This is a genomic window from Streptomyces sp. MI02-7b, assembly GCF_033793585.1.
In the GTDB taxonomy this organism is placed as follows: Bacteria; Actinomycetota; Actinomycetes; order Streptomycetales; family Streptomycetaceae; genus Actinacidiphila.
Genome location: NZ_JARAWX010000029.1, coordinates 24,542 through 49,630, shown reverse-complemented (window position 1 = coordinate 49,630; position 25,089 = coordinate 24,542). Strand labels below are relative to the sequence as shown.

The window sequence follows — 25,089 nt, the reverse complement described above, 5'->3', positions numbered from 1 at the left end:
GACTTGGGGAAAGCTGGCACTCACTTGTCGGGAGTGCCAGGGCACGGAGAACGACCGACGCACCGGTGACCGGACGACTGGAGGTGGACGCCGCAATGCTGAGCGAACGACGACTCGATGTGCTGCGTGCCATTGTCCAGGACTACGTGGGCACCGAGGAACCGGTCGGCTCCAAGGCGCTCACCGAGCGCCACCGGCTGGGGGTGTCCCCGGCCACGGTGCGCAACGACATGGCCGTGCTGGAGGAGGAGGGCTACATCCAGCAGCCCCACACCAGCGCCGGCCGGGTGCCGACCGACAAGGGCTACCGGCTCTTCGTCGACCGGCTCACGAACGTCAAGCCGCTGTCGGGCGCGGAGCGCCGGGCCATCCAGAACTTCCTGGACGGCGCCGTGGACCTCGACGACGTGGTGGCCCGCACCGTGCGGCTGCTGGCGCAGCTGACCCGGCAGGTCGCCGTCGTCCAGTACCCGTCGCTGACCCGCTCGACCGTGCGGCACGTCGAACTGCTGGCCCTGGCGCCGGCCCGGCTGATGCTGGTGCTGATCACGGACACCGGCCGGGTGGAGCAGCGGCTGGTCGACGCGCCCGCGCCGGTGGGCGAGACCGTGCTGGCCGATCTGCGGGCCCGGCTCAACAGCCGGGTGGTGGGACGGCGCTTCGCCGACGTCCCGCAGCTGGTGCAGGACCTCGCGGACGGCTTCGAGCCGGACGACCGGCCGTCGGTGCAGGTCGTGCTGGCGACGCTGCTGGAGACCCTGGTCGAGGAGACCGAGGAACGGATCATGCTGGGCGGCACCGCCAACCTGACCCGTTTCGGCCATGATTTCCCCCTCACGATCCGCCCGGTGCTGGAGGCGCTGGAGGAGCAGGTCGTGCTCCTCAAGCTGCTGGGCGAGGCCGGGGATTCGGGCGTGACCGTGCGAATCGGTCACGAGAATTTCCACGAGGGCCTGAACTCCACATCGGTCGTCTCCGTCGGCTACGGTTCGGGCGACGAGGCGGTCGCGAAACTTGGCGTGGTCGGCCCGACCCGCATGGACTACCCCGGAACGATGGGAGCGGTACGCGCAGTGGCACGTTACGTCGGACAGATCCTGGCGGAGTCGTAGTGGCCACCGACTACTACGCCGTGCTCGGCGTGCGCCGCGACGCGAGTCCGGACGAGATCAAGAAGGCCTTCCGCCGTCTCGCGCGCGAGCTGCACCCGGACGTCAATCCGGACCCGAAGACCCAGGAGCGGTTCAAGGAGATCAACGCCGCTTACGAGGTGCTGTCGGACCCGCAGAAGAAGCAGGTCTACGACCTCGGCGGCGACCCGCTGTCCGCCAACGGCGGCGGTGCCGGCGCGGGCGCGGGCTTCGGCCAGGGCTTCGGCAACTTCAGCGACATCATGGACGCCTTCTTCGGCACGGCGTCCCAGCGCGGTCCGCGCTCGCGCACCCGGCGCGGCCAGGACGCGATGATCCGGCTGGAGATCGAGCTCGACGAGGCCGCCTTCGGCACGACCAAGGACATCCAGGTCGACACGGCGATCGTCTGCAACACCTGCCACGGCGAGGGCGCCGCCCCCGGCACCTCGGCGCAGACCTGCGACATGTGCCGCGGCCGCGGTGAGGTCTCCCAGGTCACCCGGTCCTTCCTGGGCCAGGTCATGACCTCCCGGCCCTGCCCCCAGTGCCAGGGCTTCGGCACCGTCGTGCCGAACCCGTGCCCGGAGTGCGCGGGCGACGGCCGGGTCCGCTCGCGGCGCACGCTGACGGTGAAGATCCCCGCCGGTGTCGACAACGGCACCCGCATCCAGCTCGCGGGCGAGGGCGAGGTCGGCCCCGGCGGCGGGCCCGCCGGCGACCTCTACGTGGAGATCCGCGAGCTGCCGCACGCGCAGTTCCAGCGGCGCGGCGACGACCTGCACTGCACCGTCACCATCCCGATGACGGCGGCGGCGCTGGGCACCAAGGTGCCGCTGGAGACCCTGGACGGCCTGGAGGAGATCGACATCCGGCCGGGCACGCAGTCCGGCCAGTCGATCCCGCTGCACCAGCGCGGCATCACGCATCTGCGCGGCGGCGGCCGGGGTGACCTGGTCGTGCACGTCGAGGTGCAGACCCCGGGCAAGCTCGACCCGGACCAGGAGGAACTCCTGCGGCGCCTGGCGAAGCTGCGCGGCGAGGAGCGGCCGCTCGGCCAGTTCCAGCCGGGCCAGCAGGGTCTGTTCTCGCGGCTGAAGGACGCCTTCAACGGCCGCTGAGCGCGCGGCATGACACGGAACGGGGCGCGGGCACCCGCCCGCGCCCCGCGCAGCCGTGCGTCCGAGGTCGTGAAACGATGGGCGCATGGCCGCGCTGACCGATCTCTCCACCCTCGCCGCGCATCCGGTCGTGCAGGCGCCGATGGCCGGCGGGACGTCCACTCCCGCCCTGGCGGCGGCCGTGGCCGAGGGCGGCGGTGTCGGCTTCCTGGCGGCCGGCTTCCGGACCGCGGAGGCCATGCGCGAGGAGATCGCACAGGTCCGGCGGCTCACCTCGCGGCCCTTCGGCGTGAACGTGTTCCTGCCGCAGCGCGAGACCGCCGACCCCGCGCGCGTCGAGGACTTCGCCGCGCGGCTGGCGGGTGAGGCCACCCGCTACGGCACGTTCCTGGGCGACCCCGGCACGGGCGGCGACGCCGTACTGGAGGACGCGTACGGGGCGAAGATCGAGGCCCTGCTGGAGGACCCCGTCCCCCTGGTGAGCTTCACCTTCGGCTGTCCGGAGCCCGCGGTGCTGCGGGCCTTCGGCGACGCCGGCACGGTCACCGTCGTCACCGTGACCTCGGTCGCCGAGGCGCGGGCCGCCGAGGAGGCGGGCGCGGCGGCGGTGTGCGTGCAGGGCGCCGAGGCCGGCGGCCACCAGTCCACGCACCGCGACGATCCGGAGCGGGACGGTACCGAGACCGGGCTGCTCGTCCTGCTGCCGCAGGTGCGGGAGGCCGTGTCGCTGCCCCTCGTGGCGGCGGGCGGCATCATGCGCGGCGCGCAGATCGCCGCGGTGCTGGCGGCGGGTGCGGACGCGGCGCAGATGGGCACCGCCTTCCTGGCCTGTCCCGAGTCGGGGGCGCACCCGGTGCACAAGCGGGCCCTGACCGACCCCGACTTCGCGGAAACCGAGCTGACCCGGGCGTTCACCGGTCGTCCCGCGCGGGGGCTGGTCAACCGGTACCTGCGCGAGCACGGCCGGTACGCCCCGCCCGGCTACCCGCGGATCCACTTCCTGACCGCCCCGGTGCGCGGGGCGGCCGCCGCGGCCGGTGACCCCGGGGCGATGGCCCTGTGGGCCGGCCAGGGGCACGCCATGGCCAGGGAGCTGCCCGCCATCGACCTCGTCCGGCTGCTCGCGGCCGAACTCGACTCCGCCCGGAGCGCTTTGTGACCGCCCCTGTCTTCGTTGTCGAGCCCGGCGCCCTGGGCCCGGACCGGATCACGCTCTCCGGCCCCGAGGGGCGGCACGCCGTCTCCGTGCGGCGGCTGCAGGTCGGAGAGGAGATCGTGCTGACGGACGGTCAGGGGCGGGGCGCGCAGGGCGTCGTGGCCGTCGTGGACGGCAAGGACACCCTCGAGGTCGCCGTCACCGGGGTCCGGGAGGAGCCCGTCCCCCGCCCGCGGATCACGGTGGTGCAGGCCCTCCCGAAGGGCGACCGCGGCGAACTGGCCGTGGAGACCATGACGGAGGTCGGCGTCGACGCGATCGTGCCGTGGGCCGCCGCCCGCTGCATCACGCAGTGGAAGGGCGACCGCGGCGCCAAGTCCCTCGCCAAGTGGCGCTCCACCGCCCGCGAGGCCGCCAAGCAGGCCCGCCGTCTGCGCTTCCCCGACGTCGGCGAGTTGGCGACGACCCGTCAGCTCGGGCCGCTGCTCGCCGGTGCCGCCTTCGCCGCCGTCCTCCACGAGGAGGGGTCAGAGCCGCTGGCCGCCGCGGCCCTTCCGGCGGACGGCGACATCGTCCTGGTCGTCGGGCCCGAGGGCGGTGTCTCCCCCGAGGAGCTGGACACCCTGGCCGCGGCGGGGGCCAAGCCGTACCGGCTCGGCGCGAGTGTCCTGCGCACCTCGACGGCCGGTGTCGCGGCGACCGCGCTGCTCCTGGGACGCACGGGCCGCTGGGGCTGAGCGCTCCGCCCTGTGTGCGCTCGTCCCCGGGCGCGCGCCCGTCCCGGTGCCGGCGCTCCCCGGCACCGCGCGTCGCTTTCGGCACCGGTGCGCCCGTCGGCTCCCTCCCGCAGGGCAAATGAGATCCAAAACCCCTGACCCACAGGCCACCGGGTGGTTAATGTGACGGCGTGACGCAGCCTTCGCACCCCTCGTACCTCCGCTTTCCCCATCTGCACGGCGACCTGATCACCTTCATCGCCGAGGACGACGTCTGGGCGGCCCCGCTCGACGGCGCCGGCCGGGCGTGGCGCGTGAGCGCGGACAACATGCCGGTGGCACACCCGCGGTTCTCGCCGGACGGGGCGCACGTGGCGTGGAGCTCGACCCGCGACGGGGCGCCGGAGGTCCATGTGGCGCCGGTCGACGGCGGCCCCTCGAAGCGGCTGACGTTCTGGGGCGCCGGGCGCGCCCTGGTGCGCGGCTGGACCGCGGACGGCGAGGTACTGGCCATCAGCCCGCACGGGCAGGCGTCCTCGCGCCGCAGCTGGGCGTGGGCGGTCCCGCTCGACGGCGGCCCGGCCCGCACCCTGCCGTACGGGCCCGTCGGGGACGTCGCGTACGGGCCGGACGGCGCGGTGCTGCTGCTGTCCGCGACGATGGGCCGCGAGGCGGCGGCGTGGAAGCGCTACCGCGGCGGCACGGCGGGCAAGCTGTGGATCGACCGCTCGGGGAGCGGGGAGTTCGAGCGGGTCCACGCGGACCTGGACGGCAACCTGGAGTGCGCGATGTGGGTGGGGGAGAGGCTGGCGTTCCTCTCCGACCACGAGGGCGTCGGCGCGCTCTACTCCAGCCTTCCCGACGGGAGCGACCTGCGGCGGCACACCGCCGTGGAGGACGGCGGCTTCTACGCCCGGCACGCCGCGACCGACGGCACCCGCGTCGTGTGGACCAGCGCCGGCCGGCTGTTCCTGCTGGACGACCTCGACGGCGCCGAGGCCCGTCCGCTGGAGGTGCGCCTCGGCGGCCAGCGCACCGACCTGCAGCCGCACCCCGTCCACGCCGCCCACCACCTCGGCGACGCCCGCCCGGACCACACCGGCCGCGGCAGCGCCGTCGAGGTCCGCGGCACCACGCACTGGGTCACCCACCGCGGCGGTCCCGCGCGGGCGCTGGCCGCCGAACCGGGGGTCCGCACACGGCTGCCGCGGGTGTTCGGCGGCGAGGGCGACCAGCAGGTCGTGTGGGTCACCGACGCGGAGGGTGAGGACGCCCTGGAGATCGCCCCCGCGGCGGGCGGCGTCCCGGCGCCACGCCGGCTGGCCGCGGGCCGGCTCGGCCGCGTCCTGGCGATGACCGTCTCCCCGGACGGCCACCGGATCGCGGTCGCCTCGCACGACGGCCGGGTGCTGCTGGTCGAGGCACAGACCGGCGAGGTCCGCACGGTCGTGGAGAGCGAGTACGGCCACGCCAGTGGCCTGGCCTTCTCGCCGGACTCGGCGTGGCTGGCCTGGTCCCAGCCGGGCCGGGAGCCGCTGAGCCAGCTCAAGCTGGCCTCCACCGCGGACCTGACCGTCGTCGACGCCACGCCCCTGCGCTTCAACGACTTCTCGCCGGCCTTCACCGCCGACGGCAAGCACCTGGCCTTCCTGTCCGAGCGGTCCTTCGACCCGGTCTACGACGAGCACGCCTTCGACCTGGCCTTCCTCGCCTCCTGCCGCCCGCACCTGATCACCCTCGCCGCCACCACGCCCTCGCCCTTCGGCCCGCAGCTCCACGGCCGGCCGGTCGACCCCTCGGCGGAGGAGAAGGACGGCGACGAGCGCGGCCAGGACGACGCCAAGAGCGGCAAGGGCGAGTCCCGCAAGGAGGACGGCGAGGAGCGCCCGCGCATCCCCGTCACCCGTGTCGACGTCGAGGGCCTGGCCGACCGCATCGTGCCCTTCCCGGTCGAGGCCGCCCGCTACTCCACGCTGCGGGCCGCCAAGGACGGCGTGCTGTGGCTGCGCCACCCCGTGCGCGGCGTGCTCGGCGCGAGCCTGGCCTCCCCGGATGCGGAGCCGCCGTCCAGCGTGCTGGAGCGGTACGACCTGAAGCAGCTGCGCGTCGAGGAGATCGCCGACGACGCGGACGACTACGCGGTCAGCGGTGACGGCAACAAGGTGCTGGTCACCTCGGGCCACCGGCTGCGGGTCGCCGCCGCCGACCACAAGTCCACGCCCTCCGAGGACGACTCGGACAGCAACGTGACGGTGGACCTGTCCCGGGTCCGCGTCACCGTCGACCCGCACGCCGAGTGGCGGCAGATGTACGACGAGGCGCACCGCCTCATGCGCGACAACTTCTGGCGCGCCGACATGGGCGGAGTCGACTGGGACGGCGTGCGCGACCGCTACCGGCCGGTGCTGGACCGCGTCGCCACCCACGACGACCTGGTCGACCTGCTGTGGGAGGTGGCGGGCGAACTCGGCACCTCGCACGCCTACGTCAGTCCGTCCGGCGGGCGTGTCGACTCCCTCTACCGGCAGGGCCTGCTCGGCGCCGACCTCCTGCGCGACGAGGACGGCGTCTGGCGGATCGGGCGCGTCCTGCCCTCCGAGACCTCCGACCCGCGCGCCCGCGCCCCGCTGGCCGCGCCCGGGGTCGCCTTGCGTGCCGGGGACGCGATCCTCGCGGTCGACGGCCGCCCCGTCGACCCGGTGGCCGGGCCCGGTCCGCTGCTGATCGGGACCGTGCGCAAGCCCGTCGAGCTGACCGTGGCCCCGGCCGACGGGAGCGCGCCGCGCCAGGTCGTCGTGGTGCCCATCCCGGACGAGGAGCCCCTGCGGTACCACGACTGGGTCGCCGGGCGGCGCGCCCACGTCCGCGAGGCGTCGCAGGGCCGGCTGGGGTATGTGCACGTGCCCGACATGGTGGGCTCGGGCTGGGCGCAGCTCCATCGCGACCTGCGCGTCGAGGTGGCCCGCGAGGGCCTGATCGTGGACGTCCGGGAGAACCGCGGCGGCCACACCTCGCAGCTCGTCGTGGAGAAGCTCGCCCGCCGTGTCGTCGGCTGGGACCTGCCCCGTGGGCTGCCCGCCTTCACCTACCCGCTGGACGCCCCGCGCGGCCCGGTCGTCGCGGTCGCCAACGAGTTCTCCGGCTCCGACGGCGACATCGTGAACGCGGCCATCAAGGCGCTGGGGATCGGGCCCGTGGTCGGCACCAGGACCTGGGGCGGGGTCATCGGCATCGACTCCCGCTACCACCTGGTCGACGGCACGCTGGTGACCCAGCCGAAGTACGCGACCTGGATGGAGGGCGTCGGCTGGGACCTGGAGAACCACGGTGTCGACCCGGACGTCGAGGTGCCGCAGACCCCGCAGGACTGGGCGGCCGGCCGCGACCCCCAGCTCGACACCGCGATCCGTCTCGCCCTCGACGCGCTGGCGGAGAACCCGGCGCGGACGCCGCCGCCGCTGCCGTGACCCGGGCTCCGCTGCGGGCCGTCACGGCACCGGTAGCATGCCCTTACCGATCAACGACCTGATCAACGACGAGCCGGAGGCGCCACGGTGGCGGGAGAACCGCAGGCGGACTGCCTGTTCTGCAAGATCGTCGCGGGGAGCGTGCCCGCGACCGTCGTCCGCGAGACGGGGACGACGGTCGCGTTCCGCGACATAAACCCCCAGGCGCCGACGCATGTGCTGGTGATCCCCAAGGCGCACTACCCGGACGCGGCCTCCCTCGCCGCCGCGGAGCCGCAGCTCGCCGCCGACGTGCTGCGCGAGGCGGGCGAGGTGGCGGCCGGGGACAAGGTGGACGGCACCGGCTACCGGATCGTGTTCAACACCGGGGCGGGCGCCGGCCAGACCGTCTTTCACGCCCACGCGCACGTGCTCGGCGGGCGCGGCCTTGACTGGCCGCCGGGATAACGGCCGGTGTCAGCACGCGAACTCGTCGTCCTGGGCACGGCCAGCCAGGTCCCGACCCGGCACCGCAACCACAACGGCTACTTCCTGCGCTGGGACGGCGAGGGCATCCTCTTCGACCCCGGCGAGGGCACCCAGCGCCAGATGCTGCGCGCCGGGGTGGCCGCGCACGACCTCACCCGGCTGTGCGTCACGCACTTCCACGGCGACCACAGCCTGGGCCTGGCCGGGGTGATCCAGCGGATCAACCTCGACCGGGTGCCGCACCCCGTGACCGCCCACTACCCCGAGTCCGGGCGGCACTTCTTCGACCGGCTGCGCTACGCGACCGCCTACCGGGAGACGGTGAAGCTGCGCGAGGAGCCGGTCTCCGGCGACACCGTCGTCCTGGCCGACGGCGCCTTCCGGCTGGAGGCCCGGCGGCTCTCCCACCCCGTGGAGGCGTACGGCTACCGCCTCGTCGAGCCGGACGGCCGCCGCATGCTGCCGGACCGGCTCGCGGCCCACGGCATCACCGGGCCCGCGGTCGGCCGTCTCCAGCGCGACGGCGAGGCCGACGGCGTCACCCTCGCCGACGTCAGCGAGGTGCGGCCCGGCCAGCGCTTCGGCTTCGTCATGGACACCCGGCTGTGCGACGCGGTGTACGCGCTGGCCGACGGCTGCGACCTGCTCGTCATCGAGTCCACCTTCCTGGACGAGGACGCCTCGCTCGCCCAGGAGCACGGGCACCTGACGGCGGGTCAGGCGGCCCGGGTCGCCGCCGAGTCCGGAGTGCGCCACCTGGTCCTCACCCACTTCTCCCAGCGCTACACCGACCCCGAGGCCTTCGAGCGGCAGGCCCGCGCCGCCGGTTTCGCGGCGGAGCTGACCGTCGCCCAGGACCTCGGCCGGGTGCCCGTGCCACGCCGCCGCTGACCCGCCGCGAACCGGTCCGCACCGCTGTGACCTGTACCGTTGCCGGGTGACGATCCCGAAGGCCGAACTCCATCTGCACATCGAAGGCACCCTCGAACCGGAGCTGGCCTTCGCCCTCGCCGAGCGCAACGGGGTCACCCTTCCGTACGCCTCGGCGGACGAACTGCGGCGGGCGTACGCGTTCGACGACCTGCAGTCGTTCCTCGACCTGTACTACGCGCTGATGGCCGTGCTCCGCACCGAGCGGGACTTCGCCGACCTCGCGGACGCCTACCTGGCGCGGGCCGCCGCCCAGGGGGTGCGGCACGCGGAGATCTTCTTCGACCCGCAGGCGCACACCGCGCGCGGGGTGCCGATCGGGACCGTCGTGGAGGGGCTGGCGCGGGCGCTGGACGGCAGCCGGGAGCGGCACGGCGTCAGCACCCGGCTGATCATGTGTTTCCTGCGCGACGAGTCCGCAGCGTCCGCGATGGAGACCTTCGAGGCCGCCCGGCCCCACCTGCACCGCATCGCGGCGGTCGGGCTGGACTCGGCGGAGGTCGGACATCCGCCGGTGACGTTCCGCGAGGTCTACGACGCGGCCGCCGCGGCGGGACTGCGCCGCGTGGCGCACGCCGGGGAGGAGGGCCCGCCCGCATACGTGTGGGAGGCGCTGGACGTGCTCGGCGTGGACCGGATCGACCACGGCATCCGCAGCATGGAGGATCCGGAACTGGTCGCCCGGCTGGCCCGCGACCAGGTCCCGCTGACCGTCTGCCCGCTGTCCAACGTCCGCCTGCGCTGCGTGGCCGCCCTGGACGAGCACCCGCTGCCCGCGATGCTCGACGCGGGGCTGCTGGTCACCGTCAACTCCGACGACCCCGCCTACTTCGGCGGCTACGCCGGCGACAACTTCGACGCCCTGCGCGACGCGCTCGCCCTCGACGAGGACACCGTGCGGCGCCTGGCCCGCAACTCCTTCCGGGCCGCGTTCCTGGACGGCGAGGAGCACCTGCGCGCCCGCTACCTCGCCGAAGTGGACGCCTACGTTTTCTGAGTTCGTTCCTCGTCCCGGGGCATGCGAACTGAGTACGCGCACTCATGCGGACCGCATCCCGTGGACGGAGCATGGACTCATGCGAAAGCACCCGATACGGCCCCTCGCGGCCGTCACCCTGATCGCCTCGGTACCGGTCGCCGTCTGGGGCCTGCTGGGCCGGCAGGAGGCCGCCGGCTTCCGCCCCTCGGAACTCGACTACCTGGTGCGGCCCTTGGACGTCCCGGCCGGTGTGGAGACCGGGCTGGGCGTGGTGGCGGCGCTGCTCGCCGTGGCCGCCGCGACCGTGCTGGGGATGGCCTCGCGGCCCGGGCCGGAACGGTTCGACGGACGGTGGTGGCAGGTGCTCGGCCCGCTGGTCGCTGCCGGTGCGCTGGCCGGCGCGGGCTGGCGGGTCGTGACCGCGGGCGTCATCGGCGCCAACATCGGTGCCGGGCTGGTGATCCTCCTCGGCGGTCCGCTCGTCGCCGCGCTGCTGGCGTGGTCGGCGGGGCGGGGCCTGTGGCTGGCCCGCGCACGGCGCCGCGGCCCCCGCCCTCCGCGCGGGGGCACGGGCACCGCGAGCTGGCGGCCGGTGCCCCGCGAGGGCGTGTAGCGGGCCCCGCCGTCCAAGTGGCGGTGCGTCAGGGGGTGGGTCCACCGCGGTGGACACGGTGCTGCCCCCCGTGCCGCCCGGCCTCGTGGGCGCGCCGGCGCGCCGCCTTCGACAGGGCCACGCCGGCACCGAAGAGCACCGCCCCGCCGCCGAACGCGGCGAACCCCAGCGGGGCCTTCGGGGCTCCCCACAGCTGCTCGGTGAAGGGGTCCGGCGGCACCGCGGCGCTGCCCGTGCCGCCCAGCAGACCGAGGATCAGCGACACCCAGATGACGAACCCGGCGAGCGCGACGAGCACGCCCAGCACCATCAGGGCGCGGCCCGGCCGCTGCCCGGGGAGGAGGGCGCCGTCCGGGTCGGCGTACGCGTCGTCGTAGGGATCCGGGTCCGGGCCGGGATGTGCGTACCCCTCGTCCGGGCCGTCCGCCGCGGGCGCCGGCGGATCGTCCCGGTACAGGTCGCGGCCCACCAGGAACTGCTCGTGCGCCGAGGCGTACCGCCGCGGGCGGCCGCGCGGGGCGGGGCCGCGGACGTCGCCGAGGTCGGTGATCACCGGCGGCGCGGCGGGTGGCGGGGGATCACCGGGGCCGGGCGGGTCCTGTGCGGCCGGCTCCCGTCCCGGCTCCGGGTCCAGGTCGCCGCCCGAGGCCACCGACAGCCGCAGGGCGACGTGCCCGATCCGTACCAGGTCCCCGTCCCGCAGCGGCCGGGGCGCCATGAGGCGGTCCCCGTTGAGGAACGTGCCGTTGGTCGAGCCCAGGTCGGCGAGGACGACATGGCTCCCGGCACGGTTCATCGCGGCGTGCCGCCTGCTGATCCCCTCGCCGTCGAGCCGGATGCCGCTGCCGGGCAGTCTGCCGATCTCGCAGTACCCGGCCGGGATGTCGAAGACGGTGCCCTCGTCCGGCCCGGAGGTCACGATCAGCCGCGGTGGTGAAGCCGAAGGTCCGGCCATGTCCAGCCCCCGCGATTCATCGGGTTTCCTTCATGATCCGCCCGAGTGTCCGAACGGACAAACGCATGCGGGTGGGGGCGCCGCGCGTACGATCGGTCCGAACGACACCAGGTCGGGAGGAAGCCCGGGTGGATGACCAGCCCGTCCTCGATCCGCTGGCCGCCGTGCGCGCCGCGGACGACCCGGAGACCGATGTGTACCTGACCGGCACGGTCTTCCTGGACATCATCTTCACCGGTCTGGACAGCGCGCCCGTGCGCGGCACCGAGTCCTGGGCCCGCGGCATGGGCTCCAGCCCCGGCGGCGTCGCCAACATGGCCACCGCCCTGGCCAGGCTCGGCCTGCGCACCTGCCTGGCCGCCGCCTTCGGCGACGACGTGTACGGCGACTACTGCTGGGACTCCCTCGCCGAGGGCGAGGACATCGACCTCACGCCGTCCCGGAGGATCCCCGGCTGGCACTCGCCGGTCACCGTCTCCATGGCGTACGAGGGCGAGCGGACCATGGTCAGCCACGGCCACGAGGCCCCGCCGCCGGAGGAGACCGCCCCGGCGTGCCCGCCGCCGAGCCGGGCCTGCCTGGCCTCGCTGGTGCCGGGCCGGCCGCGCCAGGAGTGGATCGGGCACGCCGCCCGGCACGGCAGCCGGGTCTTCGCCGACGTGGGCTGGGACGAGTCCGGCCGCTGGGACCCCTCCGACCTCAGCGACCTGGAGCACTGCGACGCGTTCCTGCCCAACGCCGCCGAGGCGATGGCCTACACCCGCACCGACTGCCCCCGGGCCGCCGCCCGCAAGCTGGCCGAACGGGTGCCGCTGGCGGTGGTGACGCTCGGCCCCGAGGGCGCCTACGCGGTGGACTCCGGCTCCGGGCAGTGCGCGGAGGTGCCCGCGCTCGACGTGGAGGCGCTCGACCCGACGGGGGCGGGCGACGTCTTCGTCGCCGGCTTCGTGACCGGCTCGCTCGCCGGATGGCCGCTGGCCGACCGGCTGGCCTTCGCCTGCCTGACCGCCGCCCTGTCGGTGCAGGAGTTCGGCGGCTCGCTGTCGGCGCCCGGCTGGATCGAGATCGCCGCCTGGTGGCAGCACGCCAAGGCCTACGACGACCAGGACCGCACCGCGCTGCGCCGCTACGCCTTCCTGGACGACCTGCTGCCGACCGGCACCCGCCGCTGGCCGCTGCGCCGGGCGGTGCCGACGATCGGCTTCCGGCCGTACCGCTGAGGCGGTGGCGTCGTCACGCGACCACGTCGACGGGGCAGCGCGCCGCCCCCGCCCGCGCGATCCGGGCGTCGCCCGTGACCAGGGAGCATTCCAGGTGCTCCGCGAGCGCCACGTACGACGCGTCGTACGCCGACAGGTCGGCGCGCAGTTCCCAGACCCGTTCGAGCAGGGCGTATCCGGGCGTGCGCTGAATCGGCAGGGCCGACAGAGGGGTGATCGCCGTCGCCGCTGCCGACTGCTCCAGTCTTCCTCCCAGTGACAGACCGCGGATCGCCTGGGCCGCTTCGCACTCGACGACGGCCGGGGCGTGCAGGGTCTCGCCGGAGAGTCGTTTGCGTGCCAGGTCGCCCAGCGGGCCGCCATGGGTGAGGGCGAGGACGACCGCCGACGCGTCGACGACGATCACCGGTGACGCCCCTCGTCGATGTGGCCCAGCAGGTCATCGAGGGTGTAGTCGGCCGTCGCCGACTTCCGGGCGCCGGCCAGAATGTCGTCGACCGTCGGCGTTCTCGCCTGCTCGATCAGCCGCTGGCGCAGGTACTCGTTCAAGGACTGGTGCGCCTCGACCGCGCGGTGCTTGAGCGTGCGGTGCACGTCGTCGGGGACGTCCTTGATCTGGATGTTCGCCATGGCGCCACGGTGGCATGCGAAATGCATGCATGCATGTCGCATGCGTTGTTACACCCGGCGCTGCAGCACCTGACCCGGCCAGGGCTCGCCCCCGTCGCGGGGCACCGCGAACCGCTCCGCGCGGGTGAAGCCGAGGGCCTCGTACCGGCGCACCAGCCGCCCGTCGCTGCCGGCGTAGCAGTCGACCCGCAGCAGGCTCACGCCCCGGCGGCGGGCTTCGGCGACCGCGTCGTCGACCAGCGCGGCCCCGATGCCGCTCCCGGAGCGCGCCCGGTCGGTGACCAGCAGGCGGATGTACAACTCGGGTTCGCCGGCGGGCGGGACGCTCTCGGGAGGTTCCCCGGCGAGCACGCACACCCCGGCGACCTCGCCGTCCACCTCGGCGGCGCGCAGCAGGTACGCGTCGGCGTACCGGCGGGTCCGTTCGACGGCGGCAGGGCGGGAGGACCACGGCTCGGTGCCCCACTGCCCGGTGTGGCCTCGGGCGGTCAGCCAGGCGACGGCGCCGTCGAGCAGGGCGAGCGTGGCGGGGAGGTCGGCGGGACCCCCGGTGCGGATCTGCATGGCGCAGTTCTACCCGTTGCGTGACGCAGCGTAAAACCCCTCGGCACCTCCGTCGCACCGACGTACCCTTGAACCCCAAGCCCAGTGGCATGTCGAAGAGCAGAAGGCGGGATGAGCAGGCCGAAGTGCCTGGCCCATGACACAGACACCGACAACGCAGCAACCGCAGGCGAGTGCCCACTTCGTCGTACCGGCCAAGCACCCCATGGTGACTGTCCTGGGGTCCGGCGACTCGCTCCTGCGCGTGATCGAGAAGGCGTTCCCGGCCGTCGACATCCATGTACGAGGCAATGAGATCAGCGCGACCGGCGGAGCGGCCGATGTCGCCCTGGTCCAGCGCCTCTTCGACGAAATGATGCTGGTGCTGCGCACCGGACAGCCGATGACGGAGGACGCCGTGGAGCGGTCGATCGCCATGCTCCGCCAGGACAGCGGAACCGACGGCCTGGAGGAGACCCCCTCCCAGGTCCTGACCCAGAACATCCTCTCCAGCCGGGGCCGCACCATCCGCCCCAAGACGCTCAACCAGAAGCGCTACGTCGACGCCATCGACAAGCACACCATCGTCTTCGGCATCGGCCCGGCGGGCACCGGCAAGACCTACCTGGCGATGGCCAAGGCCGTGCAGGCGCTGCAGTCCAAGCAGGTCAACCGGATCATCCTGACCCGTCCCGCCGTCGAGGCGGGCGAGCGGCTCGGCTTCCTGCCGGGCACGCTCTACGAGAAGATCGACCCCTACCTGCGCCCGCTGTACGACGCGCTGCACGACATGGTCGACCCCGACTCCATCCCGCGCCTCATGGCGAGCGGGACGATCGAGGTCGCCCCGCTGGCGTACATGCGCGGCCGCACGCTCAACGACGCGTTCATCATCCTCGACGAGGCGCAGAACACCAGCGCCGAGCAGATGAAGATGTTCCTCACCCGGCTCGGCTTCGACTCCAAGATCGTCATCACCGGCGACGTCACGCAGGTCGACCTGCCGGGCGGCACGAAGAGCGGGCTGCGCCAGGTCGTGGACATCCTGGACGGTGTCGAGGACGTGCACTTCTCGCGCCTGACGAGCACCGATGTCGTACGCCATAAGCTGGTCGGGCGCATCGTGGACGCCTACGAGCGCTACGACGACCTCAACGGCAACCGAAACGGCAACGGAAAGTAGCCTCCGAAGCACTATGGCGATCGACGTCAACAACGAATCCGGCTGGGACTTCGACGAGGCGGCTGTGCTCGACATCAGCCGTTACGCCCTGCAGCACATGCGCATCCACCCGCTGTCCGAGCTCTCGGTGATCGCCATCGACGCCGACGCCATGGAGGCGCTGCACATCCAGTGGATGGACGAACCGGGCCCCACCGACGTCATGTCCTTCCCGATGGACGAGCTCCGTCCCGGGAAGGACGACGAGGAGCCCCCCCAGGGCCTGCTCGGGGACATCGTGCTCTGCCCCGAGGTGGCCAAGAAGCAAGGCGAGGCGGCCACGACCAAGCACTCCATGGACGAGGAGCTCCAGCTGCTCACCGTCCACGGAGTGCTGCACCTGCTCGGTTACGACCACGACGAGGCCGACGAGAAGGCCGAGATGTTCGGCCTGCAGAAGGCCATCCTCGACGGCTGGCGCGCCGAGCGCGGCATCCAGGGCCCCTCACCGGCCCCGACCACCACCCACTGATCCCGATGGTGGTCTACGCCGTCCTGCTGGTCGTCGTCGCATGGCTCGCCGCCTGCGCCGAGGCCGGCATCGCCCGCATGTCCCGGTTCCGCGCCGAGGCGGCGATGCGGGCCGGCCGCCGTGGCGCGGACAAGCTCCTCGCCGTCGCCTCCGACCCCACGCGCTACCTCAATGTGGCCCTGCTGGTGCGCGTGGCCTGCGAGATGGCGGCGGCGGTGCTCGTCACGGTGCTGTGCGTACGGCACTTCGACGCGACCTGGCAGGCGCTGCTCGTCGCTATCGGCGTCATGATCGTGGTCTCGTACGTCGCCGTGGGCGTCTCGCCGCGCACCATCGGCCGCCAGCACCCGCTGAACACGGCCACCGCGGCGGCGTACGTGCTGCTGCCGCTGGCCCGGGTGATGGGGCCGATCCCCGCGCTGCTGATCCTCCTCGGCAACGCGTTCACCCCCGGCAAGGGCTTCCGGCAGGGCCCGTTCGCCTCCGAGGCGGAACTGCGGGCCCTGGTCGACCTCGCCGAGAGCGAGTCCCTGATCGAGGACGAGGAGCGCCGCATGGTGCACTCCGTCTTCGAGCTCGGCGACACCCTGGTGCGCGAGGTGATGGTGCCGCGCACCGAACTGGTGGCCATCGAGCGCTTCAAGACGATCCGGCAGGCCATGACCCTGGCGCTGCGCAGCGGTTTCTCCCGCATCCCCGTCACGGGCGAGAGCGAGGACGACATCGTGGGCATCGTCTACCTCAAGGACCTCGCCCGGCGCGTGCACATCAACCGCGACGCGGAGACCGACCCGGTCTCCTCGGTGATGCGCCCGGCCGCCTTCGTGCCCGACACCAAGAACGCCGGCGACCTGCTGCGCGAGATGCAGCGGGAGCGCAACCACGTCGCCGTCGTCATCGACGAGTACGGCGGCACGGCCGGCATCGTCACGATCGAGGACATCCTGGAGGAGATCGTCGGCGAGATCACCGACGAGTACGACCGCGAGCTGCCGCCCGTCGAGGAGCTGGGCGACGGCCGCTACCGCGTCACCGCCCGCCTCGACCTCGGCGACCTCGGCGAGCTGTACGGGGTCGACCTGGACGACGAGGACGTGGAGACCGTCGGCGGCCTGCTCGCCAAGGTTCTGGGCAGGGTGCCGATCCCGGGCGCCTCCGCGGTCGTGGAACTGCCCGAGACCGCCTCGGCCCCCGATGCCCCGGCCGCGCTGCGCCTCACCGCGGAGGCCCCGTCCGGGCGCCGCAACCGCATCGGCGCGGTGCTGGTCGACCCGCTTCCCGCCCCGGCCCCGTCCGCCGGCCCCGACTCCGCCCAGGACGGTGCCGTGCGCGGCTAGGACCGGGCGGGCACCTGCCGCGGAAACCCGTCCCCGGCGGGCGGTTCACGGCGGATACGCTGGCCGCATGAGCGACGAGCAGCCCCCGCTGGACCCCGAGGACCGCAAGATCATCACGCTGGCCCGCTCGGCGCGGGCGCGCAATGGCGTCCCCGAGGGCGCGGCCGTGCGGGACGGGACGGGACGCACCTACGTCGCGGGAACGGTGGCGCTGCGGTCGCTGTCGCTCAGCGCCCTGCGGACCGCCGTCGCCATGGCCGTCGCGAGCGGTGCCACGTCCCTGGAGGCCGCGGCGGTCGTCTCGGCCGCCGGCACCCTGGCCCCGGAGGACCTGGCCGCGGTGCGCGACCTCGGCGGCCCCGACACCCCGGTGCTCCTCGCGGGCCCGGACGGCGCGCTGCGCGCCACCGTCCCCGCGGAGTGACCCGAGGGGCGTACGCGGCGGGCGGCGGGCGCGTGCGTCAGGCCGGCCCGGAGGATCAGGGACAATGGTCGCCATGAGCGTTCGCACCGAGACCACTGCCCCCGCCCACCGGTCCGGCTTCGCCTGCTTCGTGGGCCGCCCCAACGCGGGCAAGTCCACCCTGACCAACGCTCTCGTCGGAACGAAGGTGGCGATCACCTCCAACCGCCCGCAGACCACCCGGCACACCGTGCGCGGCATCGTGCACCGCCCGGACGCGCAGCTCGTGCTGGTCGACACCCCGGGGCTGCACAAGCCCCGCACCCTGCTCGGCGAGCGGCTGAACGACGTGGTGCGCACCACCTGGGCCGAGGTCGACGTGATCGGCTTCTGCCTGCCCGCGAACGAGAAGCTCGGCCCCGGCGACCGGTACATCGCCAAGGAGCTGGGGGAGGTCCGCAAGACCCCCAAGGTCGCGATCGTCACCAAGACCGACCTGGTGGACTCCAAGCACCTCGCCGAGCAGCTTCTGGCCATCGACCGGCTCGGCGCCGAACTCGGCATCGAGTGGGCCGAGATCATCCCCGTCTCCGCCGTCGGTGACAGCCAGGTCGGCCTCCTCGCCGACCTGCTGGTGCCGCTCCTCCCCGAGGGCCCGGCCCTGTACCCGGAGGGCGACCTCACCGACGAGCCCGAGCAGGTCATGGTCGCCGAGCTGATCCGCGAGGCCGCGCTGGAGGGCGTGCGCGACGAGCTGCCGCACTCCATCGCCGTCGTGGTCGAGGAGATGCTGCCCCGCGAGGACCGCCCGGCGGACAAGCCGCTGCTCGACATCCACGCCAACATCTACATCGAGCGGCCCAGCCAGAAGGGCATCATCATCGGCCCCAAGGGCGCCCGTCTGAAGGAGGTCGGCACCAAGTCCCGCCGCCACATCGAGGCGCTGCTGGGCACGCCGGTCTTCCTCGACCTGCACGTGAAGGTGGCCAAGGACTGGCAGCGCGACCCCAAGCAGCTGCGCAAGCTGGGGTTCTAGTCAGACCCCCGCCGGCCCGCCGGCGGGTGTCACGTGCCCTCCTTCAGGATGATCCGGATCAGTTGGTGCTGGGCCTCCGTGAGGTCCGGGTCGGCGCAGTGCACGGTGCGCGCGTCGACGGTGATCTCGTAGTGGAAGCCGTCCGGCACCCCGGACGAGGGCTCCGCCCCGCCCGCGGCGAGCACGTCGCGGGCCAGGGCGTGCAGTTGGAAGGCGTCGGGCCGGCCGTTGGTGTCCAGCGCGGCCCGGCGCTCGATCCCCGCGAAGCCGCCGGAGCGGATCACCTCTATGCGCATGGGGTGCGCCTACCCCTGGACGGGGGGCTGCGCACCTTCCGGTGCCGGTGCCTGGCGCGGGAGTTCGGAGCCGCCCGCCGCCGGTGTCGCGATGCCGACCTGGCTCCAGGCGTCGGCGACGGCCGCGTGCTCCTCCGCCTCGCCGTAGCGGGCGGCGGCCGCGGCCACCGTGGCCCGGGCGAACTCCGCGAAGTCGGCGCGCGGTGAGAGCCCGCCGCCGGTCAGGGCGTCGTACCAGATCCGCCCGGCGCGGTCCCAGGCGTGGCCGCCCAGCGCGGTGGCGGCCAGGTAGAACGCCCGGTTGGGAATGCCGGAGTTGATGTGGACGCCGCCGTTGTCCCGGGAGGTGCGCACATAGCCGTCCATGTGACCGGGCTGCGGGTCCTTGCCGAGCACGTCGTCGTCGTACGCCGTGCCGGGGGCCTTCATGGACCGCAGGGCGGCGCCGGTGACGCGCGGGGCGAGCAGCCCGGCGCCGATCAGCCAGTCCGCCTGGTCGGCGGTCTGCCCCAGCGCGTACTGCTTGATCAGCGAGCCGAACACGTCGGACACCGACTCGTTGAGCGCGCCGGACTGGCCGAAGTAGTCCAGGTTGGCGGTGTACTGCGTGACGCCGTGGGTGAGCTCGTGGCCGATGACGTCGACGGGCAGCGTGAAGTCGAGGAAGAGCTCCCCGTCGCCGTCGCCGAAGACCATCTGTTCGCCGTTCCAGAAGGCGTTGTTGTAGTCGCGGCCGTAGTGGACCGTCGCGTCCAGCGGCAGGCCGGCGTCGTCGATGGAGTGCCTGCCGTACGCGGTCAGGTACAGCTCGAAGGTCGCGCCGAGCCCGTCGTAGGCCCGGTTGACCGTCGCGTCGGCGAGCGGCGCGTCACCCTCGCCGCGGACCTTCACGCCCGGCAGGTCCTCCCCGTGCCCGGCGTCGCCGATGGTGCGCTGCGGCTGCTCCGACGGCTCCGCCCCGGCCACCGGGAACGCCCCGATGACGGTGGTCAGACGGCGGCGGGTGCGCTGCGCGGCGTCCTGCTCCAGGGTGCGGCGGGAGGGGCCGGCCAGCGCGCTGTCCTGGTTGCGGGCGATCCGGTCCAGGACGTGCGGCGGCACGATCGTGCAGAAAACGGGTGTGTGCTCCATGGTCGGCAATGTGGCACGGCGCGACTCCGGTGTCACCAGCCGTGACGGCGATTGCCGTAACGATTGCCGTAAAGAGAGGAAAATTACGTTTTTCACGTCATCACGGGCGGTCTTGCATACTGAGAAGAACGCCGCAGCGGCTGCGGGGAGACCCGGGGCTCGGTTAGGGTCGGTCACATCATGCGTTTCGGGATGCTTCTTCTCCTTAGCTGCCGCGGCGAGGGCCTGTAGTCCAGGTCGACTCCCTCCCCGCGGAGTGTGGCGTTGTCGGAGAACCAGCGCCGGTCGGCCGCTTCTGAAGCCGCAACCGAGGAGCCCCCCGTACATGTCCACCCCGAACGCCGTCGGCCGTCCCACGCCGATCACCGCCGCCACCGTGCGCCAGCGCCCCACGTCGATGCCGGTGCACAAGTACCGGCCGTACGAGGCGGTGGAGATCCCGGACCGCACCTGGCCGGGCAACCGGATCACCAAGGCCCCCCGCTGGCTGTCCACCGACCTGCGGGACGGCAACCAGGCCCTGATCGACCCGATGTCGCCGGCCCGCAAGCGCGCGATGTTCGACCTGCTGGTGTCGATGGGCTACAAGGAGATCGAGGTCGGCTTCCCCGCCTCCGGTGAGACCGACTTCGCCTTCGTGCGCTCCATCATCGAAGAGGGCGCGATCCCCGAGGACGTCACGATCTCGGTGCTGACCCAGGCCCGCGAGGAGCTCATCGAGCGCACCGTGGAGTCCCTGCGCGGCGCGGCACGGGCCACCGTCCACCTGTACAACGCCACCGCCCCGACCTTCCGCCGGGTGGTCTTCCGCGGCTCCAAGGAGCAGATCCGGCAGATCGCCGTGGACGGCACCCGGCTGGTCATGGAGTACGCGGACAAGATCCTGGGCGACGAGACCGTCTTCGGCTACCAGTACAGCCCGGAGATCTTCACCGACACCGAGCTGGACTTCGCCCTGGAGGTCTGCGAGTCGGTCATGGACGTCTGGCAGCCCGAGGAGGGCCGCGAGATCATCCTGAACCTGCCGGCGACCGTGGAGCGCTCCACGCCCTCCACCCACGCCGACCGCTTCGAGTGGATGTCGCGGAACCTGTCGCGCCGCGAGTACGTGTGCCTGTCGGTCCACCCGCACAACGACCGCGGCACGGCCGTGGCCGCCGCCGAACTGGCGCTGATGGCGGGCGCGGACCGCATCGAGGGCTGCCTGTTCGGCCAGGGCGAGCGCACCGGCAACGTGGACCTGGTCACCCTGGGGATGAACCTGTTCAGCCAGGGCGTGGACCCGCAGATCGACTTCTCCCAGATCGACGAGATCCGCCGCACCGCCGAGTACTGCAACCAGATGGAGGTCCACCCGCGCCACCCGTACGTGGGCGACCTGGTCTACACGTCCTTCTCCGGCTCCCACCAGGACGCCATCAAGAAGGGGTTCGACGCCATGGAGGCCGACGCGGCCGCCCGGGGTGTGACCGTCGACGACATCGAGTGGGCGGTGCCGTACCTGCCGATCGACCCCAAGGACGTCGGCCGCTCCTACGAGGCCGTCATCCGCGTGAACTCCCAGTCCGGCAAGGGCGGCGTCGCGTACGTCCTGAAGAACGACCACAAGCTGGACCTGCCGCGCCGGATGCAGATCGAGTTCTCGAAGATCATCCAGGCCAAGACCGACGCCGAGGGCGGCGAGGTCACGCCCAGGGAGATCTGGGGGATCTTCGAGGACGAGTACCTGCCCACCCCCGACAACGCCTGGGGCCGCATCACGCTGCGCTCCGCGCAGACCTCGACCAGCAGCGACGGCGCCGACACCCTCACCGTCGAGGCGGCCGTGGACGGCGTGGAGACCGTGCTCACCGGCACCGGCAACGGCCCGATCTCGGCGTTCTTCGACGCGCTGGCCGCCGTGGGCGTCGACGCCCGGCTGCTGGACTACACCGAGCACACCATGAGCGAGGGGGCCAGTGCCCAGGCCGCCTCGTACATCGAGTGCGCGATCGACGGCAAGGTCCTCTGGGGCATCGGCATCGACGCCAACACCACCCGTGCGTCGCTGAAGGCGGTCGTCTCCGCCGTCAACCGCGCGACGCGCTGATCACCGCGGACGGTGAACCGGCCACGGCACCCGCCCGGGTGCCGTGGCCGATTCTTGTATTCGGCCCTCTCGTGGTACTGACTCCGCGTTGCTCATGTGGCTAACATCACGTCATTACGGCGCCGTTGCCGGAGCGTTACCCCCGCCTGCGGCCCGTAACGGGACGAACCGGTATGTAGCCGGATGAGCGGCCGGAGGGTGCGAAGTGCTCCAGATCAAGGGCTTGTGCATCTTGGGCGTGCGGACGGTCTGGCGCACCGAGGGCGACGGGGAGTTCTTCTGCGCCGGCTGCGGCGGCGACCGCGGGTACCGGCGCCGGACCGGCACCCGGCGCCTGACCGTCCTCGGCCTGCCGCTGCTGCCGCGCGGCTCGGCCGGCACCGTCGTGGAGTGCGTCGTGTGCCGTGCCCGCCGGGGCCCCGAGGCCCTGGAACAACCGACGACGACCGTCTTCTCCGCGATGCTCCGCGACGCCGTCCACACCGTCGCCCTCGCCGTCCTCACCGCGGGCGGCGCCTCCGGGCGGGCCGCCCGCGAGACGGCCGTGGAGGCGGTCCGCACGGCCGGTTTCACCGACTGCACCGAGGACCAGCTGCTCGGCCTGCTCGCGGCCATCGTCGCCGACGAGGGCCGCTTCCCCGGCGCCGCCGGATCGCCCTCGCCGGAGGGTCTCGCCGACTCCCTCGACGGCTGCGGCAGCTGGCTCTCCATCGAGCTGCACGAGGCCCTGGAACCGCTCTCCCGCCACCTCGCCCCGCAGGGACGCGAACGGGTCCTGCTCCAGGGCGCGCGCATCGCCCTCGCCGACGGCCCCTACCTGCCCGCGGAGCGCGAGGTGCTGGGCGCCGTCGGCCGCTGCCTCGGTCTGGTCGGCGAGGACACGGCCCGGGTGCTGGAGGCCGCGGCCCGCACGCCCTCCTGAGGAGTACTCCCCGGGGAGTAACCGGACCCGCCCCGCACCCCGGGCAGTAACGCCGGGCTCGGTCCCGGGTCCGACGAAAAGGCGCCGCCGCGCCGGAAGTCTGGAAAGGACCAGACCACCGGCCCGGAGGGAGGCCCGTCATGGGGGCCCCGACCACTGAGACCACACCGGCCGCCGCGCCGCCGCCGACGACCCGAGGACGGGGGAGGAGCCGGGGCGCCCGCGCGCTCCCCTGGGCGGTGCTCGCGCTGTGGATCGCCGTGCTGGCGCTGGCCGGCCCGCTGGCCGGCAAGCTCGCCGACGCGCAGCAGAACCGGGCGGTGGACTACCTCCCGGTGAGCGCCGACTCCACGCAGGTCGCCCGGCTCCAGGACGCGCTGCCCGGCGGCGAGGCCACCGAACTCGTGGTCGTCTACCACCGCGACGGCGGGCTGACCGCCGCCGACCGCGACAAGGCCGCCGCCCAGATCGCCGGCATCGCGCGGGCGCACCGGCTCACCGGCGGCACGCCGCACGCCGTCCCGTCGCACGGCGACACACTGATGTACCCCGTGGCGAGCACCGGGCCGGGCCAGGACGACGCGGCCAGGAACGCCTTCGTCACCGACGTCCGCGACCGGGCCGAGGGCGGCGACGGGCTGACCGCCCTTGTGGGCGGCCCCGGCGCGCTCAACACCGACATGAAGGAGGTGTACTCCTCCCTCGACGGGCCGCTGCTCTACACCACGGTGGCCGTCGTCGCCGTGCTGCTGATCCTCATCTACCGCAGCCCGCTGCTGTGGCTGCTGCCCCTGCTCGTCGCGGGCGTGGCGGACGCCGCCGCGATGGCCGGGGTCTACGGACTCCACCAGGCCTTCGGCGTCACCGTCACCGGCCAGAGCCAGGGCGTGATGACCATCCTCGTCTTCGGCGCCGGCACCGACTACGCCCTGCTGCTGGTCGCCCGCTACCGCGAGGAACTGCGCCGGATCCAGCGCCCGTACGAGGCGATGCGCGCCGCGCTGCGCGGCTGCGGGCCCGCGATCCTGGCCTCCTCCGGGACCGTCGCTGTGGGCCTGCTGTGCCTGCTCGCCGCCGACCTCAACAGCAGCCGGGGCATGGGCCCGATCGCCGCGGTCGGGGTGCTGTGCGCGCTCCTGGCGATGACGACCCTGCTGCCCGCGCTGCTGGTGCTGCTGGGACGGCGGGTGTTCTGGCCGCTGGTGCCCGCGTACGGCAGTGAAGTGCCGCGCCCGCGCGGCCTGTTCGCGGCGATGGGCGGCTCGGCGGCGCGCCGTCCGGCGGCCGTGCTCGCGACCGGCGCGGTGCTGCTCGGTGCGCTCGCGCTCGGGACCCTGGCCCTGCCCGGCAGTCTGCGGAACGACGACGCCTTCACCAGCGCGCCGGAGTCGGTCGCCGCCATGCGCATCCTCGCCGAGGCCGACCCCGGCCGCTCCGCCCAGCCGATCACCGTCATGTCGCCCACCGGCCGGACCGGCGAGGTGCTGGCCGCGGTCCGGGGCACCGAAGGCGTCGCGTCCGCCGAACGCGGGCGCAGCGGCGGCGGCTGGACGGAGGTGTCGGTGACCGCGCAGGCGCCGCCGGAGTCGGCCGGCGAGACCGCGACCATCCACGCCCTGCGCGCGGAGCTGGACGGCCCCTACGGCGCACACGTCGGCGGCCCCGGCGCCCAGCAGGCGGACCTGGCCGCCACCAGTACCCGCGACCGCTGGGTCGTCGTGCCGCTCGTCCTGGCCGCCGTGCTGCTGATCCTCGTCGCGCTGCTGCGCAGCCTGGTCGCGCCGCTGCTGCTCGTGGTGGCCGTGATCGCGGTGTGGGGCGCCGCGCTGGGCATCGGCGGGCTGGTCTTCGGGCCGCTGTTCGGCTTCGCGGGCACGGACCCGGGACTGCCGCTGCTGTCGTTCGTCTTCCTCGTGGCGCTCGGGGTCGACTACGGCATCTTCCTCATGCACCGGATGCGCGAGGAGTCGCTGGCTGGGGCCGCGCCGGCCGCCGCGGCCGTCACCGCGCTGCGCACCACGGGCGGGGTGATCGCCTCGGCCGGGCTGGTGCTGGCGGCCACGTTCTCGGTCCTGGTCAACATGCCGCTGGTGTCGCTGGTCGAGATGGGCTTCGTCATCGCCGTGGGCGTCCTGCTGGACACCTTCCTCGTCCGCATCTACCTGGTGACCTCCGCGAGCGTGGCGCTGCGCGAGCGGGTCTGGTGGCCGGGCCGGCTGAGCCGGCCGCGTACGGGCCCGTGAACCGGCCCGT

24 protein-coding genes are annotated in these 25,089 nt (G+C 73.4%); 18 read left to right on the top strand and 6 right to left on the bottom strand.

The window, feature by feature from the left end; translation table 11 throughout:
- The first annotated feature begins 95 nt into the window (after nt 1-95).
- The 9 genes from hrcA (at nt 96) to PV364_RS34365 (ending at nt 10,580) form a co-directional block, all read left to right on the top strand.
- On the top strand, nt 96-1,112 hold the full coding sequence (hrcA, locus tag PV364_RS34405) for a heat-inducible transcriptional repressor HrcA (RefSeq protein WP_319664663.1): 1,017 nt from the start codon (nt 96-98) through the stop codon (nt 1,110-1,112).
- Nucleotides 1,112-2,251 carry a molecular chaperone DnaJ gene (gene dnaJ, locus PV364_RS34400; RefSeq protein WP_319664611.1) on the top strand — a complete coding sequence of 380 codons (1,140 nt, stop codon included), beginning with the start codon at nt 1,112-1,114 and terminating at the stop codon, nt 2,249-2,251. The genes hrcA and dnaJ overlap by 1 nt, the downstream gene beginning before the upstream one ends.
- An 85-nt stretch (nt 2,252-2,336) precedes the next feature.
- A complete protein-coding gene (locus tag PV364_RS34395) occupies nt 2,337-3,410 on the top strand; it encodes a nitronate monooxygenase (RefSeq protein WP_319664610.1) in 1,074 nt (357 codons plus the stop codon).
- Nucleotides 3,407-4,144, top strand: a complete 738-nt coding sequence (locus PV364_RS34390) for a 16S rRNA (uracil(1498)-N(3))-methyltransferase (RefSeq protein ID WP_319664609.1) — start codon at nt 3,407-3,409, stop codon at nt 4,142-4,144. The genes PV364_RS34395 and PV364_RS34390 overlap by 4 nt, the downstream gene beginning before the upstream one ends.
- A 170-nt stretch (nt 4,145-4,314) precedes the next feature.
- Nucleotides 4,315-7,590 carry a S41 family peptidase gene (locus PV364_RS34385; protein WP_319664607.1) on the top strand — a complete coding sequence of 1,092 codons (3,276 nt, stop codon included), beginning with the start codon at nt 4,315-4,317 and terminating at the stop codon, nt 7,588-7,590.
- Between the two features lie 87 nt (nt 7,591-7,677).
- Nucleotides 7,678-8,037, top strand: a complete 360-nt coding sequence (locus tag PV364_RS34380) for a histidine triad nucleotide-binding protein (RefSeq protein WP_319664606.1) — start codon at nt 7,678-7,680, stop codon at nt 8,035-8,037.
- Between the two features lie 6 nt (nt 8,038-8,043).
- Entirely contained in the window at nt 8,044-8,949 is a 906-nt protein-coding gene (locus PV364_RS34375; RefSeq protein WP_319664605.1) for a ribonuclease Z, read from the top strand.
- Nucleotides 8,950-8,995: 46 nt separating this feature from the next.
- Entirely contained in the window at nt 8,996-9,985 is a 990-nt protein-coding gene (locus PV364_RS34370) for an adenosine deaminase (protein ID WP_319664604.1), read from the top strand.
- Nucleotides 9,986-10,064: 79 nt separating this feature from the next.
- Complete coding sequence (locus PV364_RS34365; protein ID WP_319664603.1) at nt 10,065-10,580, top strand: hypothetical protein; 516 nt, start codon at nt 10,065-10,067, stop codon at nt 10,578-10,580.
- Nucleotides 10,581-10,608: 28 nt separating this feature from the next.
- On the opposite strand, the gene PV364_RS34360 is transcribed toward PV364_RS34365, so the two are convergent.
- The gene (locus PV364_RS34360) at nt 10,609-11,535 is read right to left on the bottom strand and encodes an FHA domain-containing protein (RefSeq protein WP_319664601.1); all 927 of its coding nucleotides are present in this window, start codon (nt 11,533-11,535) and stop codon (nt 10,609-10,611) included.
- Between the two features lie 128 nt (nt 11,536-11,663).
- Between PV364_RS34360 and PV364_RS34355 the strand changes: the two genes are divergently transcribed.
- Nucleotides 11,664-12,755, top strand: coding sequence for a carbohydrate kinase family protein (locus PV364_RS34355; RefSeq protein ID WP_319664600.1), 1,092 nt, complete (start codon nt 11,664-11,666; stop codon nt 12,753-12,755).
- A gap of 13 nt (nt 12,756-12,768) precedes the next feature.
- Here PV364_RS34355 and PV364_RS34350 read toward each other — a convergent pair whose 3' ends face one another.
- Genes PV364_RS34350 through PV364_RS34340 form a run of 3 tightly spaced genes read right to left on the bottom strand, consistent with a single transcriptional unit; the run spans nt 12,769 to nt 13,949 of the window.
- On the bottom strand, nt 12,769-13,161 hold the full coding sequence (locus PV364_RS34350) for a type II toxin-antitoxin system VapC family toxin (RefSeq protein WP_319664599.1): 393 nt from the start codon (nt 13,159-13,161) through the stop codon (nt 12,769-12,771).
- Nucleotides 13,158-13,385 carry a FitA-like ribbon-helix-helix domain-containing protein gene (locus PV364_RS34345; protein WP_319664597.1) on the bottom strand — a complete coding sequence of 76 codons (228 nt, stop codon included), beginning with the start codon at nt 13,383-13,385 and terminating at the stop codon, nt 13,158-13,160. Before PV364_RS34345 ends, PV364_RS34350 begins: the two co-directional genes overlap by 4 nt.
- Nucleotides 13,386-13,433: 48 nt before the next feature.
- On the bottom strand, nt 13,434-13,949 hold the full coding sequence (locus PV364_RS34340; RefSeq protein ID WP_319664596.1) for a GNAT family N-acetyltransferase: 516 nt from the start codon (nt 13,947-13,949) through the stop codon (nt 13,434-13,436).
- A gap of 136 nt (nt 13,950-14,085) precedes the next feature.
- Here PV364_RS34340 and PV364_RS34335 point away from each other — a divergent pair, with 136 nt between their 5' ends.
- From PV364_RS34335 to era, 5 genes are all read left to right on the top strand, one after another.
- Nucleotides 14,086-15,111 (top strand): PhoH family protein, encoded by a 1,026-nt coding sequence (locus tag PV364_RS34335; RefSeq protein ID WP_319664594.1) that lies wholly within the window; start codon nt 14,086-14,088, stop codon nt 15,109-15,111.
- A 13-nt stretch (nt 15,112-15,124) separates the two neighbouring features.
- Nucleotides 15,125-15,622, top strand: coding sequence for an rRNA maturation RNase YbeY (ybeY, locus tag PV364_RS34330; RefSeq protein ID WP_319664592.1), 498 nt, complete (start codon nt 15,125-15,127; stop codon nt 15,620-15,622).
- A 5-nt stretch (nt 15,623-15,627) separates the two neighbouring features.
- Entirely contained in the window at nt 15,628-16,959 is a 1,332-nt protein-coding gene (locus PV364_RS34325; protein WP_319664591.1) for a hemolysin family protein, read from the top strand.
- Between the two features lie 67 nt (nt 16,960-17,026).
- A complete protein-coding gene (locus PV364_RS34320) occupies nt 17,027-17,383 on the top strand; it encodes a cytidine deaminase (protein WP_319664590.1) in 357 nt (118 codons plus the stop codon).
- A gap of 64 nt (nt 17,384-17,447) precedes the next feature.
- A complete protein-coding gene (gene era, locus PV364_RS34315; protein WP_319664589.1) occupies nt 17,448-18,398 on the top strand; it encodes a GTPase Era in 951 nt (316 codons plus the stop codon).
- Between the two features lie 29 nt (nt 18,399-18,427).
- On the opposite strand, the gene PV364_RS34310 is transcribed toward era, so the two are convergent.
- Nucleotides 18,428-18,694: a protealysin inhibitor emfourin gene (locus PV364_RS34310; protein ID WP_319664588.1), complete on the bottom strand. Its 267-nt coding sequence runs from the start codon at nt 18,692-18,694 to the stop codon at nt 18,428-18,430.
- Between the two features lie 9 nt (nt 18,695-18,703).
- On the bottom strand, nt 18,704-19,825 hold the full coding sequence (locus PV364_RS34305; RefSeq protein WP_319664587.1) for a M4 family metallopeptidase: 1,122 nt from the start codon (nt 19,823-19,825) through the stop codon (nt 18,704-18,706).
- Between the two features lie 325 nt (nt 19,826-20,150).
- Between PV364_RS34305 and leuA the strand changes: the two genes are divergently transcribed.
- From leuA to PV364_RS34290, 3 genes are all read left to right on the top strand, one after another.
- A complete protein-coding gene (gene leuA, locus PV364_RS34300) occupies nt 20,151-21,914 on the top strand; it encodes a 2-isopropylmalate synthase (protein WP_319664585.1) in 1,764 nt (587 codons plus the stop codon).
- A 205-nt stretch (nt 21,915-22,119) separates the two neighbouring features.
- A complete protein-coding gene (locus PV364_RS34295; RefSeq protein ID WP_319664584.1) occupies nt 22,120-22,836 on the top strand; it encodes a TerB family tellurite resistance protein in 717 nt (238 codons plus the stop codon).
- Nucleotides 22,837-22,976: 140 nt separating this feature from the next.
- On the top strand, nt 22,977-25,079 hold the full coding sequence (locus PV364_RS34290; RefSeq protein ID WP_319664583.1) for an MMPL family transporter: 2,103 nt from the start codon (nt 22,977-22,979) through the stop codon (nt 25,077-25,079).
- Nucleotides 25,080-25,089: the final 10 nt, after the last annotated feature.